The sequence below is a fragment of the Streptomyces sp. NPDC107765 genome (genome assembly GCF_055657085.1).
Map to the genome: position 1 here is coordinate 649,451 of NZ_JBVKBL010000001.1, position 14,277 is coordinate 663,727.

At 71.8% G+C, this 14,277-nt stretch carries 14 protein-coding genes; 8 read left to right on the forward strand and 6 right to left on the reverse strand.

Annotated features, from left to right (window positions below):
- The 3 genes from ACZ7MX_RS03115 (at nucleotide 1) to ACZ7MX_RS03125 (ending at nucleotide 5,702) form a co-directional block, all read left to right on the forward strand.
- A complete protein-coding gene (locus tag ACZ7MX_RS03115) occupies nucleotides 1-1,983 on the forward strand; it encodes an amino acid adenylation domain-containing protein (protein WP_472128765.1) in 1,983 nt (660 codons plus the stop codon).
- A complete protein-coding gene (locus tag ACZ7MX_RS03120; RefSeq protein ID WP_472128767.1) occupies nucleotides 1,973-4,957 on the forward strand; it encodes a condensation domain-containing protein in 2,985 nt (994 codons plus the stop codon). Before ACZ7MX_RS03115 ends, ACZ7MX_RS03120 begins: the two co-directional genes overlap by 11 nt.
- A gap of 166 nt (nucleotides 4,958-5,123) precedes the next feature.
- Nucleotides 5,124-5,702 (forward strand): hypothetical protein, encoded by a 579-nt coding sequence (locus ACZ7MX_RS03125; protein ID WP_472128769.1) that lies wholly within the window; start codon nucleotides 5,124-5,126, stop codon nucleotides 5,700-5,702.
- Nucleotides 5,703-5,758: 56 nt separating this feature from the next.
- Here ACZ7MX_RS03125 and ACZ7MX_RS03130 read toward each other — a convergent pair whose 3' ends face one another.
- Nucleotides 5,759-6,802 carry an SMP-30/gluconolactonase/LRE family protein gene (locus tag ACZ7MX_RS03130; RefSeq protein WP_472128771.1) on the reverse strand — a complete coding sequence of 348 codons (1,044 nt, stop codon included), beginning with the start codon at nucleotides 6,800-6,802 and terminating at the stop codon, nucleotides 5,759-5,761.
- 247 nt (nucleotides 6,803-7,049) lie between these two features.
- On the opposite strand from ACZ7MX_RS03130, the gene ACZ7MX_RS03135 reads away from it, so the two are divergent.
- On the forward strand, nucleotides 7,050-7,493 hold the full coding sequence (locus ACZ7MX_RS03135) for a MarR family winged helix-turn-helix transcriptional regulator (protein ID WP_472128773.1): 444 nt from the start codon (nucleotides 7,050-7,052) through the stop codon (nucleotides 7,491-7,493).
- Between the two features lie 59 nt (nucleotides 7,494-7,552).
- Complete coding sequence (locus tag ACZ7MX_RS03140) at nucleotides 7,553-7,867, forward strand: hypothetical protein (RefSeq protein ID WP_472128775.1); 315 nt, start codon at nucleotides 7,553-7,555, stop codon at nucleotides 7,865-7,867.
- A 66-nt stretch (nucleotides 7,868-7,933) separates the two neighbouring features.
- Here the strand turns inward: ACZ7MX_RS03140 and ACZ7MX_RS03145 are convergent, their stop codons facing one another.
- Nucleotides 7,934-8,743, reverse strand: a complete 810-nt coding sequence (locus ACZ7MX_RS03145) for an SDR family oxidoreductase (protein WP_472129289.1) — start codon at nucleotides 8,741-8,743, stop codon at nucleotides 7,934-7,936.
- Between the two features lie 385 nt (nucleotides 8,744-9,128).
- Here ACZ7MX_RS03145 and ACZ7MX_RS03150 point away from each other — a divergent pair, with 385 nt between their 5' ends.
- On the forward strand, nucleotides 9,129-9,290 hold the full coding sequence (locus ACZ7MX_RS03150; protein ID WP_472128777.1) for a hypothetical protein: 162 nt from the start codon (nucleotides 9,129-9,131) through the stop codon (nucleotides 9,288-9,290).
- 96 nt (nucleotides 9,291-9,386) lie between these two features.
- On the opposite strand, the gene ACZ7MX_RS03155 is transcribed toward ACZ7MX_RS03150, so the two are convergent.
- The gene (locus ACZ7MX_RS03155) at nucleotides 9,387-10,697 is read right to left on the reverse strand and encodes an MFS transporter (protein WP_472128779.1); all 1,311 of its coding nucleotides are present in this window, start codon (nucleotides 10,695-10,697) and stop codon (nucleotides 9,387-9,389) included.
- Between the two features lie 133 nt (nucleotides 10,698-10,830).
- Nucleotides 10,831-11,352, reverse strand: a complete 522-nt coding sequence (locus tag ACZ7MX_RS03160; RefSeq protein ID WP_472128781.1) for a GNAT family N-acetyltransferase — start codon at nucleotides 11,350-11,352, stop codon at nucleotides 10,831-10,833.
- A 26-nt stretch (nucleotides 11,353-11,378) separates the two neighbouring features.
- Between ACZ7MX_RS03160 and ACZ7MX_RS03165 the strand changes: the two genes are divergently transcribed.
- Nucleotides 11,379-11,912 carry a CGNR zinc finger domain-containing protein gene (locus ACZ7MX_RS03165; RefSeq protein ID WP_472128783.1) on the forward strand — a complete coding sequence of 178 codons (534 nt, stop codon included), beginning with the start codon at nucleotides 11,379-11,381 and terminating at the stop codon, nucleotides 11,910-11,912.
- A 119-nt stretch (nucleotides 11,913-12,031) separates the two neighbouring features.
- Here ACZ7MX_RS03165 and cpt read toward each other — a convergent pair whose 3' ends face one another.
- Together cpt and ACZ7MX_RS03175 are read right to left on the reverse strand one after the other, a co-directional pair.
- Nucleotides 12,032-12,565, reverse strand: a complete 534-nt coding sequence (gene cpt, locus ACZ7MX_RS03170; protein WP_472128785.1) for a chloramphenicol phosphotransferase CPT — start codon at nucleotides 12,563-12,565, stop codon at nucleotides 12,032-12,034.
- A gap of 111 nt (nucleotides 12,566-12,676) precedes the next feature.
- Complete coding sequence (locus tag ACZ7MX_RS03175; protein WP_472128787.1) at nucleotides 12,677-13,516, reverse strand: alpha/beta fold hydrolase; 840 nt, start codon at nucleotides 13,514-13,516, stop codon at nucleotides 12,677-12,679.
- A 77-nt stretch (nucleotides 13,517-13,593) separates the two neighbouring features.
- Here ACZ7MX_RS03175 and ACZ7MX_RS03180 point away from each other — a divergent pair, with 77 nt between their 5' ends.
- Nucleotides 13,594-14,262, forward strand: a complete 669-nt coding sequence (locus ACZ7MX_RS03180) for a sigma-70 family RNA polymerase sigma factor (protein ID WP_472128789.1) — start codon at nucleotides 13,594-13,596, stop codon at nucleotides 14,260-14,262.
- Nucleotides 14,263-14,277 lie beyond the last annotated feature (15 nt).

Consider the following 14,277-nt stretch of genomic DNA (forward strand, 5'->3'; position numbering starts at 1 on the left):
ATGACCGTCCCGCTGTCTCCGCACCCCGACGACACCTGGAAGGAAGGGCCCGTGCCCACCGAAAGCCCCAGGTCGAGCGAGCCCGCTCCGACCAGCCTCCCGGCCCTCGTGGCGCGGCACGCCGAACGCACCCCGGACGCCCTGGCCGTGGCGGACGGCGACACCACGCTGACGTACGCGGAGCTGGTCCGCGCCGCCCGTGCGCTCGCCGGGCATCTGCGCCGGCGGGGAGTCCGCCGGGGTGACGCCGTGGCGTTGCTGACGCCCCGCTCGGCCCGTACCGTCATCACCCAGCTCGCGCTGTGGTGGGCCGGCGCGGTGTGCGTACCGCTCGATCCGGCGCATCCGCGCCCGCGGAGCGAGGCGCTGGCCGCGGAGGCCGGCGTGACGCTGACCGTCGGCGACGCCAAGCTGCTGGAATCCACCGCTCCGGCCGGCCCGACCCTTGCCCTGCCCGACGGGCCACAGGCGGAAGAACCGCAGGCGGAAGAACCGCAGGTGGAAGAGGTGCGGCTTGACGAGCCGCAGGCGGAGGGCACCCAGGCCGACGGGCCCCTCCCCGACGCCGCCGCGTTCATCATGTTCACCTCCGGCTCCACCGGTCGCCCCAAGGGCGTGGCGATCGCCCACCGCGCGATAGCCGAGCTGGTCAGCGACCCGGCGTACCTCACCCTGACGCCCCGCGACCGGGTGCTGTTCCATTCGCCGCTGACCTTCGACGCGTCGACCTTCGAGGTGTGGAGCGCCCTTGCCAACGGCGCCGGCGTCGTGGTGTGCACCGTCGAGCGGCCCTCGCTGGAGGACCTGGCCCGGCAGGCGGAGCGGCACGGCGTCACGGTGGCCTTCTTCACCACCGCGCTCTTCCACCAGCTGGCGGTGCGCCGCTCCCGGATCTTCGCGCCGCTGCGCACGGTCGTGGTCGGCGGCGAGGCGCTCGCCGCGCACCATGCCCGTGAGGTGCTGCGGGCGTTCCCCTGGCTGGAGCTGGTCAACGGCTACGGGCCGACGGAGACGACGACGTTCGCCACCGCTCACCGGGTCACCGCCGCCGACTGCGCCGGACAGATACCGATCGGCCGTCCCATCGCCGGAGCCACCGCGCACGTCCTGGACGAGGCCGGCCGGCCCGTCCCGGACGGCGAGCGCGGCGAACTGTGGGTCGGCGGCAGTCGGCTGTCGCTGGGCTACACCGGCCGTCCGGAGCTGACCGCCGAACGCTTCACCACCCACCCCCACCGGGGCCGCCTCTACCGCACCGGCGATCTGGTCTCCCGACGCCCGGACGGTGTGCTCGACTACCACGGCCGCACGGACGACCAGGTGAAGGTGCGCGGCTTCCGGATCGAGCCGGGGGAGGTCGAGTACGCGCTGCGGGAGCAGCCGGAGGTGGCCGATGCGGCCGTCACCGTGCACCGCCCCGCCCCGGACGACGCCAGGCTGGTCGCCTTCGTCGTCGCCGCACCCGGTCCCGTCCCCCGGCCGGACGCCCTGCGCGACCGGCTGGCCGCGGCCCTGCCCGCCCATCTGGTACCCGACGAACTGACCGTCGTCGTCGACCTGCCGCTCAACCCCTCCGGCAAGGTCGACCGCCGCGCACTGGCCGACCTGCTCACCCCGAAGGGAATTGATGATTCAGGTGGTTCAGCTGTCTCAGGTGGTTCAGATGAGCCGGACGGGCAGCCGACGTCGGCCCCGGACGGACCGCTGATGCCACTGGAGCAGGCCGTCGCCGACGTCTGGAGCCGTTCCCTCGGCTGCGAAGTGACCCGCCCGGACGCCGACTTCCTCGCTCTCGGCGGCCACTCGCTGCTCGCGCTCGCCGTCACCGACGACCTCCGCGAGGAACTCGGCGTGGAACTGTCGCTCGCCGACTTCTTCGGCTCCCCCACCGTGGCCGGCCAGGCCGCCCTGGTCGAGCGGGCGTTGCTCGCCGCGCACGGTGATCTTCACCCGCACGCCCCGGAGGACACCGATGGCCACTGACCGCCCCGCCGCCCCTTCCTTCCAGGAGGAGCTGCTGCGCCGGGCACGGGAACGCGCCGCGGCCCGTCCCGCCGCCCGCCCCGATTCCGCCGACCGCGGCCCGGCACCGCTCTCCCGCGCCCAGCACCGCATGTGGCTGATGGACCGGCTCGGCCATGACGGCGCCTCGTACAGCGTGCCGTTCGCCACCCGGCTGCGCGGCCCGCTCGACGTCGAGGCGTTGGCCTCCGCGCTGACCGAGCTCGTCCGCCGGCACGAGATCCTGCGCACCCGTTACGTGGAGCGGGACGGCGAGCCGTGCCAGGAGGTGTTGCCGGCACCCGGGTCGTTCGCGGTGCCGGTGGTCCCGGCCGACCCGGCGGACGCCCCGCCGCTGCTGGCGGCGGAGGCCCGCCGCCCGTTCGACCTCGCCGCGGGGACCGTGCCCCGCGCACTCGTCCTGCGACACGGCCCGCAGGACCACACCGTGCTCCTGACGTTCCATCACATCTCGCTCGACGGACCGTCCCTGGAGATCGTGGCGGAGGAACTCGCCGCACTGTACGAGACCGCCGCCCGACCTCGGGAAGCCGCCGCTCCGGCACCCGGGGCCGACCCCGCCCAGCCACCCGCACTGCCGCTGTCAAAGCCACAGCCGCAGGCCCAACCGCCCCAGTACGCCGACTTCGCCCGGCAGGAACACCGAGCCGCGGCCGACGGCCTCGACGAGGGGCTGCGCCACTGGCACGCCCTCCTCGAAGGCGCCGCTCCCCCTCGCCTCCCCGCCCCCAACCAGCCGCCCGCCGACCTCACCGCCCGGCCCACCGGGTCACACACCACGCCCCTCGCCCCGGAGGTACCGGCCGCCCTGCGCGAGCTGGGCCGGCGGCACCACGCCACGCCGTTCACCGTGGCGCTCACCGCCGCGTTCGCCGCCCTGCACCGCTGTACCGGGCAGGACGACCTGGTGATCGGCATCGCCGGTACGCACCGCCGGGGAACGGCCATGCGCGGACTGGTCGGGCTGTGCGTCAACACCCTCCCGCTGCGCGTCGACACCTCCGGCGACCCGGCCTTCAGCACGCTGCTGACGCGGGTGCGTGCCGCCCTGCTCGATGCCCAGCAGCACGCCGACGTGCCGTTCGACCGCATCGTGGACCGGATCGGTGCCGCCGCCCGCGGTGCGGACGGTACGTCCCTGGTGCGGGTGACCGCGGACGTCCTCGGCACGCCGACGACGCTGCGCCTGCCCGGGACGGACGCGGAGTACGTCGACGTCGGCGTGGGCGAGGCCAAGTTCGACCTCTCCTTCGGCCTGGTGGACACCGATCGGCCGGCCGCCCTGGTCCAGTACCGCCGCGCCGCACTGGACGAGGAGGCGGCCACCGCCTTCGGCGCGACCTACGCGGCCGTCCTCACCGCGCTCGCGGGCACCCCGAGCGACCTGCCGCTCTCCCAACTCGCCAAGGGCGCCGGCGTTCAACTCCCTTCTGCCCTGGACACTTTGCAGGAAAGCGACGCGCATCCGGCCGAGCGGCTCCTGCGTTGCCACCCCGACCTCTCCGACGCCACGGTGGTCTCCCCTGCCGGAGGCCCGCTGCTCGCCTACGCGGTCCTGCGGGAGATCGGCGGCCCGTCGCCCGCCGAGCTCCGCGTCCATCTGCGGGAGCGCCTGGCGCCCGGCCTCGTCCCGGCCGCCGTCACCCTGCTCGACGTCCTCCCCCGCGCCGCCGACGGCACGGTGGACCCGGCGCATCTGCCCGGCCTCCCCGCGCTGCCCGCACCCGAAGGGCCGCACGCCGACGCCGTACGCGAGGGTTTCGCGGCGCTCCTGGGCCGCACGCCCGCCCCGGACGACGACTTCTTCGCCCTCGGGGGCCACTCGCTCGTCGCCGTGCAGCTCGCCGAACGCCTGCGTCGCGCGCTGACCCTGCCCCTGACCGGCCTGGACATCATGCAGGCCCGCACTCCCCGCGCGGTCTCCGCCCTGCTCGACGCACGGGCGGCGGAACGCGCCGCCGCATCCCTCCGACCGTCCACCCGCCCGGGACAGCCGGCACTGCGGACGGGCCGGGCGCGGGAGGGCACCGTACTGGTCACCGGCGCCACCGGTGGCGTCGGCAGCTTCCTCGTGCGGGAACTCGCCGCCCAGGGACGCCCCGTACTGGCCCTGGCCCGTCCCGAATCCGCGCACCTGGTCGCGGCGGACGGCGTGGAGGTCATCGAGGGCGACCTCACCGACCTCGACGGGCTGCGCAAGGCCGTCGAGGACGCGGACGCCGTCATCCACGCGGCCTGCACCTTCACCCGTCCCGAGGTGGATGTGGCGGCGATGGACGCCATGGTGGACGCCTGGTCGCGGGGCCCGTTCGTCTTCGTCAGCAGCGTGGACGCGTACGGGCATCCCGACGGCGGCCACGTGGCCGAGGAGTCCCCCTCGCACGAACCGCTGAGCCCCTACGGCCGGGCGAAGCTCGACTGTGAGGCGCGGCTGCTCCGGGCGGCCGGCACCGCGGGGCGGGGCGGCGCGAGCGCGGTCCGTTCCCCGCTCGTCTGGGGCCCGCACGACCGGCTCCGCGACCAGCTGCGCTGGGGCGCCACGGGGGTCCTCTACCAGGCCATCCGCGAGGGCCGGCCGCTGGCCGTCCCCCGCCCGGGCGCCGGCGGCCACGACTGGTACGGCGCTGCCTGGGTACACGCCGCGGCGCTGGCCCGAGCGGTGGTCTCCTGCCTGGACGCCCCCGTACACGGCGTGGCCAACGCCGTCAGCGGCCATGTCACCTGGCACGACCTCGGCACCGAACTCTCCCAACTCCTCGGCGCCCCGGCCGACTTCGAAGAATCGGACGACATCCACCCCGACCTCAACCACCACTGGCACTACCACTCCGACCGCCTGGCGCGCCCCCTGCGCCCGCTACCCGGCGAAGACCTCCGTTCCGTCCTCGCCGCAATGATCACCCCGTCCGAGGACCGGCAGCCCAGCCGGACATGACCGCGAGGCGCGGACTCCTCCGGACGTGACCGGAGGAGTCCGCCGGGTGGTGTGCGGGTTCCGGCAGACACCGTCCCCGCGATTGGCTCTCGCACCACTCCCTGGTGTAGAACTCTCCCGATCAATCATGATCACGTCATTCTGCGCAGCACGGGGGACTTGCGGTATGAAGCCAACTCAACGACTCGTCAGCACACTTGCGCTCGTCGCCACGCTCGGCGTCGGCCTCACCGCCTGCGGCCCGGAGGACGACCCCTACGGCGACAGCGCCGGCTCCCACGGTTCCGGCGGCTCCAGCGCCTCCGCCCAGCCGTCGAAGAAGCCGGCCCCGAGCGACAAGGCCCCGAGCGACAAGGCCTCGGACCAGGCCGACGGCCCCGGCGACTGCGGCACGCCGCCGAAGCTGCCGGCCGGGCACAAGAGGGTCGAGCCCGCCGTGCCCCCGTCGAAGGGCTCCCTGTCCGCCAAGGACGCCAAGCCGGTCTGCACGCCCAACGACTGGATCTACCACGGTCAGGGCAAGGCCAAGTACTACCTCTTCGCCGCAGACGTCAAGGCGGAACTGTCCACCGGGCCCGGCCGCACGAAGTCGGTTCCGGTCGGCCAGCTGTGGATGCACGCCGGCGACTGCATGACGAACCAGAGCGCCGTGAAGCCGCCCTACACCTGCTCCGGGAACATCTACGACATCACCGTGGACTCCGAAGGCCAGATCAACAGCATCAAGGAGATCTGGCACCCCTGAGCCCGCGGCCCGGCGCCGGCCGCAGGCCCGGCCGGCGCCCACCTCGGGCTTCCGCTTCAGATACCGTTCACCGTCGCCACGGTGAACGGTATCTGCGGCGTTCCCGGCCCCATGGGGCCGCCCTTGTCGAACTGGGACCGCACGACGAGCGTGCGCCCGTGGCTGCGCACCATGGTGGTCGGGATCTGCAGCGCCTCGTCGGTGACCTTGCGCTCCAGGCGCGCCGACGCGCCGTCGTCGAAGACGTGCCAGCGGCTGATCGTGTTGGTGACGTTGTGGACGACCCACAACGTATTGCCGCGCAGCTCCAGACCGTCGCCGTGCAGGACGTTCCCGCCGTGCAGCGCGACCCGGCGCACCGCCCCGGAGCGCAGGTCGACGCGGTACAGCGTCCCGGCGGTCATGTCGACGGTCAGCAGATAGCGGCCTGAGCGATCGGCCGCGATGCCGTTCAGCGTGACGGCGTCCGCCGGGCGCGGGCCGAGCGCGTCGGTCAGGTCGTACGCGGTGGTCAGCTCGGCCCGTCGGCCGTGCGCCGCGGCCGCTGCCAGTTGCCGCGGTGTGACCCGGTAGAGCACGGACCGGTAGCTGTCCGTCAGATACGCGGTCCCCTCAGGCGTGATCGCGAGGTCGTTCACGAAGGACTTGGCCGGCCCCGTGACGTCGAACCGCGCGATGAGCGCGCGGCTCCGCAGGTCATACACGGCGACACCGGCCGTCGAATCGGTCACCCAGAGATGACCGGCCCGGTCGACCTTGAGGCCGTTGGCGGTGGTACGTCCGTCGGTACCGGCCGGCAGGAAGAGTGCGGCGGTGCGGTGACCGGGCGTCGCCTTGTACACGGCGCCGGTCGCGTACGAGCCGACGTAGAGGTCACCGCTCACCGGGTCGGCGGCGATGCCCTCGGGGTAGACGCGGTCACCCGGCAGGTCGTACGCGGCGGAAACCCGTGCATGGGCGTCCTGCCGGGCGGCGGCCGGGTGCGAGGCGGGCACGTCCGCCCGGGCCGTGGCGGCGACGGTGACGGAGGCGGAGGCGGCCGTCAGGGCCAGGGCTGCGGCGCCCAGCAGATGACGCCGGCGCCGGTTGGTGCGGGACAAGAAGGTGGATGCCTCTCGGGACAACGTGAGTGCCTCTCGATAGCAGACAGGGATCCGGCGCAAGAAGTCAGGAACCGGAAAACGCGCGGAACGGGGACCGCAGAGCCCCCACCGGCGATGAACACGAACCTAGATTAGAACTCTAATGCTCGTCAAGGTTCATATCCGCGTACAGATCCTCACCCACATGTAGACCCTCACCCAACCGTGGGAGTCTCCCCCTCGGCACAGCCATTACGATGCGGAGATGACGTCCATGCCCGCTTCCGAGCGCCTCGGATCCTCCCTCAAGCTCGCCGAGCGGGCGCTCCAGAGCGCCAAGCACGCGGCGCTCAAGCCGGCCGGTCTGACGGTTCCGCAGTACGCGGCCCTGCTCTACCTCTCCGAGAACCCCGGGATCTCCGCGGCCGCACTGGCGCGGTCCTGCGGGGTGACGCCGCCGACCATGAACACGGTGCTCAAGAACCTCCAGGAGCGCGGTCTCATCGAGCGCACCCCGCACGAGTGGCACCGGAACGTCCTGGAAACCCGGCTCACCGACCAGGGCCGGGCGGTGATGAACGACGCCGACGCACGCGCCATCCGCGTCGAGCGCGCACTGGCCGCGGAGTTCACGGACGAGGAGCGGGCAACGCTGGTGGCCCTGCTCGGCCGCTGCGCCACCCTCCTCGACTCCGTACGCCCGGACTGACGGGACCCCGGGCGAAAAAACGAGGGCGGGACCTCCCCTCCGTCGTGAGAGGCTGCAGCATGTCCAAGCACCTGCGCTACTTCTTCGAAGCCGGCGTCCCGCACACCCCGCTGTGGCCCCACGAGCTCAAGAGCCCCTACGGCTACCCCACCGACCTGCAACGTTTGCCGATCAGCTCGGCCTCCCGCGCCGAACTCACGCGGCTGTGCGAGTGGTTCCAGTCCTCCCTGGACTGGAAGGACCCGGCCGGCCCGTCCCCGTGGTCCGACGCAGACCGGGAGCTCTTCGACCAGCAGTCGGACGCGGCACTCAAGGCTCTGCGGCAGGAGCTGGGCGACGACTGGACGATCAACGATGAGCGGCTGCCGTGGTGACACCGCCACCACCGCGCGCACCGTGCGTCGCCCCGGGGCAAAGGCGGCCCGCGCTCCGTCGCCCGGTCATCCTCCCGTGGCGAAGCCGGGGAAGAGGGTCATCCCGCCGTCCACGTACAGGGTGCTGCCGACGACGTAATCCATGAGGTCGGAGGCGAGTACGGCGACGGCGTTGGCGATGTCCTCGGGGTCGCCGACCCGCCGGTAGGGAATCAGGCGCAGCAGTTCCTCCTCGGCCTCGGGAGTTTCCCAGGCGCTGCGGTTGATGGGCGTACGGATGGCTCCGGGGGCCACCGCATTGACCCTGATCCGGTGGGGTGCGAGCTCCTGGGCCAGGGTCGCCATCATCATCAGTACGCCGCCCTTGGAGGCCGCGTAGTTCACGTGGCCCGCCCAGGGGATGACCTGGTGGACCGAGCTCATGCAGATGATCTTCCCCGCGGAGGAGGAGACCTCCGGGACCACCCCGCGGCGCCGGAATTCCCTGGCCGCCTCACGGGCGCACAGGAACTGTCCGGCGAGATTGACGTCGAGGACCTTCTTCCACTGGTCGAGGGTCATGTCGGTGCTGGGCGCGTCCCGCTGCAGCCCGGCGTTGGCCACGAGGACGTCGATGGTGCCGAACTCCTCGGCCATGCGCGCGAACATCGCGCTGACCTCGTCCTCCTGGGACACGTCCGCCTCATGCGCATACGCCCGCACCCCGAAGCCCTCGATCTCCCGGACGACCTCATCGGCGGCTTCGCGGCCTGCGACGTAATTGACCACGACATCGGCCCCCACCCGCCCCAGCGCAACGGCGGTCGCCCTGCCGATCCCGGAGTTGGCACCGGTGACCAGCGCCTTCTGCCCCTTCAGGAGAGGAAGGGACGCCAGCTGGCGGGACTTGGCGGACGTGCTTGCCGAGGTGGTCGTGGGGGTGCTTGCCGAAGTGGTTGCGGACGTGCTTGCCGAAGTGGTGGTCACCGGTGGTCTCCCTCTCCTCGTCAGGCTCGTCAGGTGTGGTCTCCCGTTCGTCCTGCGCGTACGGACCGGAACGTGAACGGTCCGTCAATGCCTCAGCAATCCGCCGGGCTTTCAGGCGGCTGCCCGGCGAGGCGCGGCACAACCCTGTCGAGCAAGGGCGGGGCACACAGCGGAGCCGGAACGGTGGTCGGAATGGCGGTCACCGAGTTGCCCGTCCCCCTGCGGCGTGCGGTGATGGACAGCGGTGGTGGAGACCACATTCCGGCTCGTCGTCGCACCTCAGGAGTCAGTCAGCATGGCCGAGAAGCGCAAACAACGGCAGGAACACCAGGAAGAATCGGGCCAGGCCCTGAAGCGGCAGCCGCCCAAGGACGAGCGCGACCGAAGCGCCGAGGAAGTGAACGCGGATCAGCCGTCGGTACGCGGCAAGAAGCCGAAGCGAGCACCGAAACGGTGAAGCGCCGTCTCCCGGCCGGAGCCGGAGACTCCGGCCGGGTACGACGGCGTGCGTCATATCGCGCGGTTCCGCCCCACCGCAGGAGTACGCCGACCGCTACGGCTTTCCCGACTGTCCCGCCGCCCGACGTTCACCGCGGGCCGTGAGCATCAGGGCGACAGCGGTCAGCAGGGAGAGCAGACCCCAGACCGGCGTGAAGCTGCCCGTGCCGTCCTTGAGCAGACCGAGGACGGGCGGCATCACCACGATGGCGACCTGGTTGACGGACATGGCCAGGCCGAGAGCGAAGCCCGTCTTGTCCGGCGGGGCTGATTCGGTCACGTAGGCGACCCACGGGCCGTACCAGCCGAGACCGAAGAACCCGAGCCAGACAAACACCGCGCAGGCCGCCACGGGTGAGCTCCCCACGGGCGTCATCAGCAGGATCAGTCCCGCGATCACGGCGATCATGCAGGTCACGACGGAGACGTAACGACCAGAGATGTAGCGACCGGGCAGGTGGCGACCGGGCCTCCGTCGGTCGCTCCACCACGCGAGGAAGATCCGTCCGACCGCGCCCGCCCCCTGCGCGGCCACCAGGACGAGGGCCGCCGCGCCGGCCCCCACGGACGCCCGCTCGTGGAGATGCAGCATGGTCAGGATTCCCACGCCCGTCTGCACCGAAATCAGGCTGGCTCCGGAGAGCATGATCCGCACCATGGCCGGTTCGCGCAGCATCCGCAGCCGAGCACCCCACTGCACCCTGAGCGAGGACGACCACCGGGGCAGGGCCGACGGGCTGCGAGAAGCCGACGGGCCTTCCTCCTGCGGGGCGGCTCGGGTGGGCGGCTGCCGGTAGAAGCCCAGGAAAACGCCGGCTCCCAGCAGGGCGACCAGGCCACCGGCCACGAGTGTCGCCCGCCAGCCGGCAACGGCGGCGAGCAGGGGCAGTACGGCGGAGGCCAGCGCCGCCCCCAGCGGCAGCCCGGCCTGCCGGATGCCCATCGCGAGCCCTCGCCGGGACGCGTCGAACCAGGACGCCACCGACTTGCTCCCGCCGGGCTGAACCGTGCTGTAGCCGGCGCCGACCACCAGCAGTACGAGCAGCAGTGACAGATATCCCGGCGCCGCACTCCCCACGAGCAGACCCGCGGCGACGACGCAGCCGCCGATCCCGACGACCCAGCGCTCGTTGTAGCGGTCCAGCAGTTCTCCTGCCACCAACAGCCCGACCAGCGGCAGTAGTTGAGCCGCGGAAAGCAGCAGGCCCAACTGGGCCGTACTCAGGTGCAGTTCCCGTTGCAGGTCGATGCCCATCGCCCCGATGCCCTGCACGAAGAAGGCGGAGGCGGCCTGGGTGAAGGTGGCGATGCCGAGGACGATCCAGCGGTACCGCCCTGCGCGGCGCGTCGGCGGGTCAGCGGTCATCGGCCCGGGGCCCGGGGTGACGCATCGCCGAGACGGCCGAGGCCGATGCGGAGGCGGGTGAGGCAGACGGGGGTGTGGTCGCCCTGCGCGCCCAGGCTGTCGAGGATCCAGGGATGTCATGGCCGACCACCTCTCACGGTCGCCAGTACAGCGACGGGTCGGGGTGGTCGACGAAACCCAGCGCGCGGTAGAGCGGTTCACCGTCGACCGAGGCGTACAGGTCCACCCGGGAGACCTCGCGCTCCCGGAACCAGTCGAGCAGGCCCTGCATGATCGCGCGACTGTGCCCGCGCCGACGGTACGCCGGGTCGGTGACCACGCCGATCACATGCCCGACCGAACCGTTGCGGTTGTGCGGGCCGGGGAACCACCGCTCGACGGTACCGATACCGCAGGCGGCGAGCCCGTCGTCGCCCTCCACGACGAGGATCCGTACGAGGTCCGTCGCGGCCAGCTTCTCCGCCAGCACCTCGGCCAGGCCGGATCGCCAATCATCGTCCGCGGAGGAGGGGTTGAAGAATTCCCCGCCCAGCGTCTCGAACAGCAGGGCCCGCAGGCGTACCAGTTCCGCGATGTCGTCCTGCCGTGCCCGACGCACCTCGCCGGCGTGTCCGGTGTCGGGTTGGTGGCGTGGGTGGTGCATGTGATGTGCCATGCCGAGCACGATGATGTAATGGTCTTATGCACCTCAACCCTTACGGCGAGGATGCCGTGAACCTGGCCGCGGACCTGGCCAACCGGCGCCCGACGAGCCCGGAGGAGCTCGCCGACCGCTGCCGCGCCGCCGGGCTGGTGCTCGAACTTCCCGTGACGCCATGGGACGTGGAGCGTGTCGGCGTCGCACTGGAGGCATGGGAGAAGGTCGTCGACGCCTCCGACGACGAGCGTGAGCGCGCCGCGCGGCTCAACGAGATGCTGAGGGCGACCGCCGCCCACCCGCGGCTGACCGACCACGCGGGCAGTGGCTGGCACCTGCACTACCGCGACGCCGACCAGCCGCTCGGCTCCTTGCTGTTCGCCCTCATCTCCGTGGGCACCGCGCTGCATCTGGTGGGGCGGGGCATGCACCGGCTCCGACGGTGCGCCGTGACCGAGTGCGCCCTGATCTTCGCCGACACCTCCCCCACCGGGCGGCAGCGCTACTGCTCCCCGCGGTGCACCAACCGCGACGCGGTACGCCGGCACCGCGCGCGCCAGGTGGTGAGCAGACCGTGAGATAGGCGGAGTTCAGTGCCAAAGCTCACGGTCGCCCGCACAACGCAATGCCGCAGACCGGGAATTGGCCACGACCGCCACCCGCACAGGAGGGAGGGCCGGGGGCTCCGATCCGGCGATCAGCTGACGTGGGCGGCGATGGTTCGCGCACACGCCAGAGACTCGGTATGCGTGGTGTCCACCTCCAGGTCGTAGCGCACTCCCTGGTGAACCGCGTCCGCCTGCGCCGCGGCCATCCCCTGGATGCGGTCTCCTCGTGCGACCTCCCGTGCCGCAGCGACCGCACTCTCACACCTGACACCGACCCACAGCACGCCCAGTTCGCCAAGTGCCTTCCGCCACCGCTGCTGGGAGGCCGGTCCGCCGAGGAAGACGTCATCGACGATGATCCTGGCGCCCGCCCGGGCCATCGCCACGATGCCCTCCGTCCAGGCCGCCTCCAGTGCCCGGAAATCCGCCCCGACGCTCACCCCGCCGTCCGCCGCGAACACGATCCCCCCGTCCGACGCCTGCATCCTCGCGGGCAGGGCGTCGACGAACGAGTCGCACCCGAACGCCAGCCACGGGTCCGGCAATACGGACTGTAGACACCGTACGATCCCGGACTTCCCCGAACTGGAACCACCGTTGAGAATGATCATCTGAGTCGTCACCGCGCCACAGTAGGGCGCTACCCCCACGGCAGGAAACGAATATCGGCACACACTGCTCCGCGGCCCGTTCGCACCGGGACAACAGGCGCACGGGCCGCCTCAGGAAGGTGATCAGGCGGCTTGCTTCAGGAACGCCGCAGTGGTCGCCACGAACCGGGCGGCGTCGTCGAGCCAGGGGTAGTGGCCCGCTCCCGGCTGCACGGAGAGCGTGGCGTCGGGCAACAGCCCCGCGAACTCCGCGACCGCCTGTGGCGGGCTGTTCAGGTCGAGTTCTCCCGCGAGCAGCAGGGCGGGGCCCTCGTAGGCGGCGAGTGCCGCACGTGTGGCCTCCGGGGTGAAGGCGCCCTCGGCCGCGAAGAGAGCGACGGCTTCCTGGTTGCTCGGCAGGCTGGCCGCGTAGTGGTGCTGCGCGGCGGTGTCCCACCGGCCGTAGAAGAAGGGGGCGATGGCCTCCCAGTCGCTGCCCGTGCCCTCGGTGATCGCCTCCAGGGCGGCGAAGGCCGACGGGAACCACGGCTCGCCTTGCCGTAGTTGCGCCAGCTCACGTCGGGTCTGGCCGTTGATCGCGATGCCGACGGCGCGAGTACCGGGGGCGATCAGAGCGAGCTTGCTGACGCGGTCCGGATAGCGGGCCGCGTAGTGCGTCGCGAGGTTCGCGCCGCCGGAATGACCCAGCAGATCGATCCGGGCGAGTCCGAGGTGTCTGCGGAGGGCCTCCACATCGTCGACGAGGCGGTCGCAGCGGTAGGTGGAAGGGTCCTCGGGAATCGCGGACCCACCGGTGCCGCGGAGGTCCAGGAAGATCACCTGGTGGTGCGCCGGCAGGCCGCCGAGGTCGCCGAGATAGCGGGAATCCACGGGACCGCCCGGGAGGCAGACCACCGGGCGGCCCTCGCCCTGGATGCGGTAGGCGAGCTGGGTGCCATCGGGCGCAGAGAAGGTAAGAGACATGACGCGCATCGTGACAGCCATAACCCGGTTGTACAACCGGGTTATGGCGACGAACCGGGAAGGTGTATAACCGAGTTGTGGGAGGCAACGACACCAGGGACCCGAACGACGACGGCGCGCACCGGGCCTCGCAGACGCTCACCGAGGAGCAGGCCGCGCGGATGCTCGCCGGCATGAACGAGGTCATCCGTGCGGGCGAGGAGATGCGGAAGCTGCGCACCGAAATGATCAAGATGTTCGCCGGCCTGGGCTGGACCCAGGACAAGATCGCGCAGCTCACCGAGATGAGCCAGCCCGCCGTGTCCAAGCAGGTGGCGAAGTCGAGGAGGGGCGACCCACCGCCCCCGATGGACCTCTCCCTCGACCAGCGCGACGCCCCTTGGCTCGAAGGGCGTCTGTGGGGCCTCGCCGAGGAGATCTCGGAGACCTGCCACGACGCCGCGCGCTGCACCCGCTACGTCAACGCCCTCGCTCGAGGGCGCAAGCGATTCACCCCCCAAAACGTCGATGAGCTGCGCCGCCTCGTCGAGGAGGACCTGAGGCTGCACCGGTCGATCCTGCCCGGCAGCCATCGGGACGCCTACGACCAGATCAGCCGGGCGCTCGACGTCCCCGCGAAGGTCCCGTCTGCCGCAGGCGCCGCCAACCCCAGCGCACCGCCCGCCGCATCGGCCTCCGCATCGCCCTCCGCGCGGCGGACCCTCGCCTGTCAGATCCAGCGTGACCGGCTCCGGGGTGATGTCTGAACGCGGCCGCCTCGC

Coding starts and splice junctions, on each gene's coding strand:
- ACZ7MX_RS03125 (WP_472128769.1), top strand. CDS start 5,124: ATGAAGCCAACTCAACGACTCGTCAGCACACTTGCGCTCGTCGCCACG.
- ACZ7MX_RS03175 (WP_472128787.1), bottom strand. CDS start 13,516: ATGTCTCTTACCTTCTCTGCGCCCGATGGCACCCAGCTCGCCTACCGC.
- ACZ7MX_RS03165 (WP_472128783.1), top strand. CDS start 11,379: ATGCACCTCAACCCTTACGGCGAGGATGCCGTGAACCTGGCCGCGGAC.
- ACZ7MX_RS03150 (WP_472128777.1), top strand. CDS start 9,129: ATGGCCGAGAAGCGCAAACAACGGCAGGAACACCAGGAAGAATCGGGC.
- ACZ7MX_RS03155 (WP_472128779.1), bottom strand. CDS start 10,697: ATGACCGCTGACCCGCCGACGCGCCGCGCAGGGCGGTACCGCTGGATC.
- ACZ7MX_RS03140 (WP_472128775.1), top strand. CDS start 7,553: ATGTCCAAGCACCTGCGCTACTTCTTCGAAGCCGGCGTCCCGCACACC.
- ACZ7MX_RS03120 (WP_472128767.1), top strand. CDS start 1,973: ATGGCCACTGACCGCCCCGCCGCCCCTTCCTTCCAGGAGGAGCTGCTG.
- ACZ7MX_RS03160 (WP_472128781.1), bottom strand. CDS start 11,352: ATGGCACATCACATGCACCACCCACGCCACCAACCCGACACCGGACAC.
- ACZ7MX_RS03115 (WP_472128765.1), top strand. CDS start 1: ATGACCGTCCCGCTGTCTCCGCACCCCGACGACACCTGGAAGGAAGGG.
- ACZ7MX_RS03135 (WP_472128773.1), top strand. CDS start 7,050: ATGACGTCCATGCCCGCTTCCGAGCGCCTCGGATCCTCCCTCAAGCTC.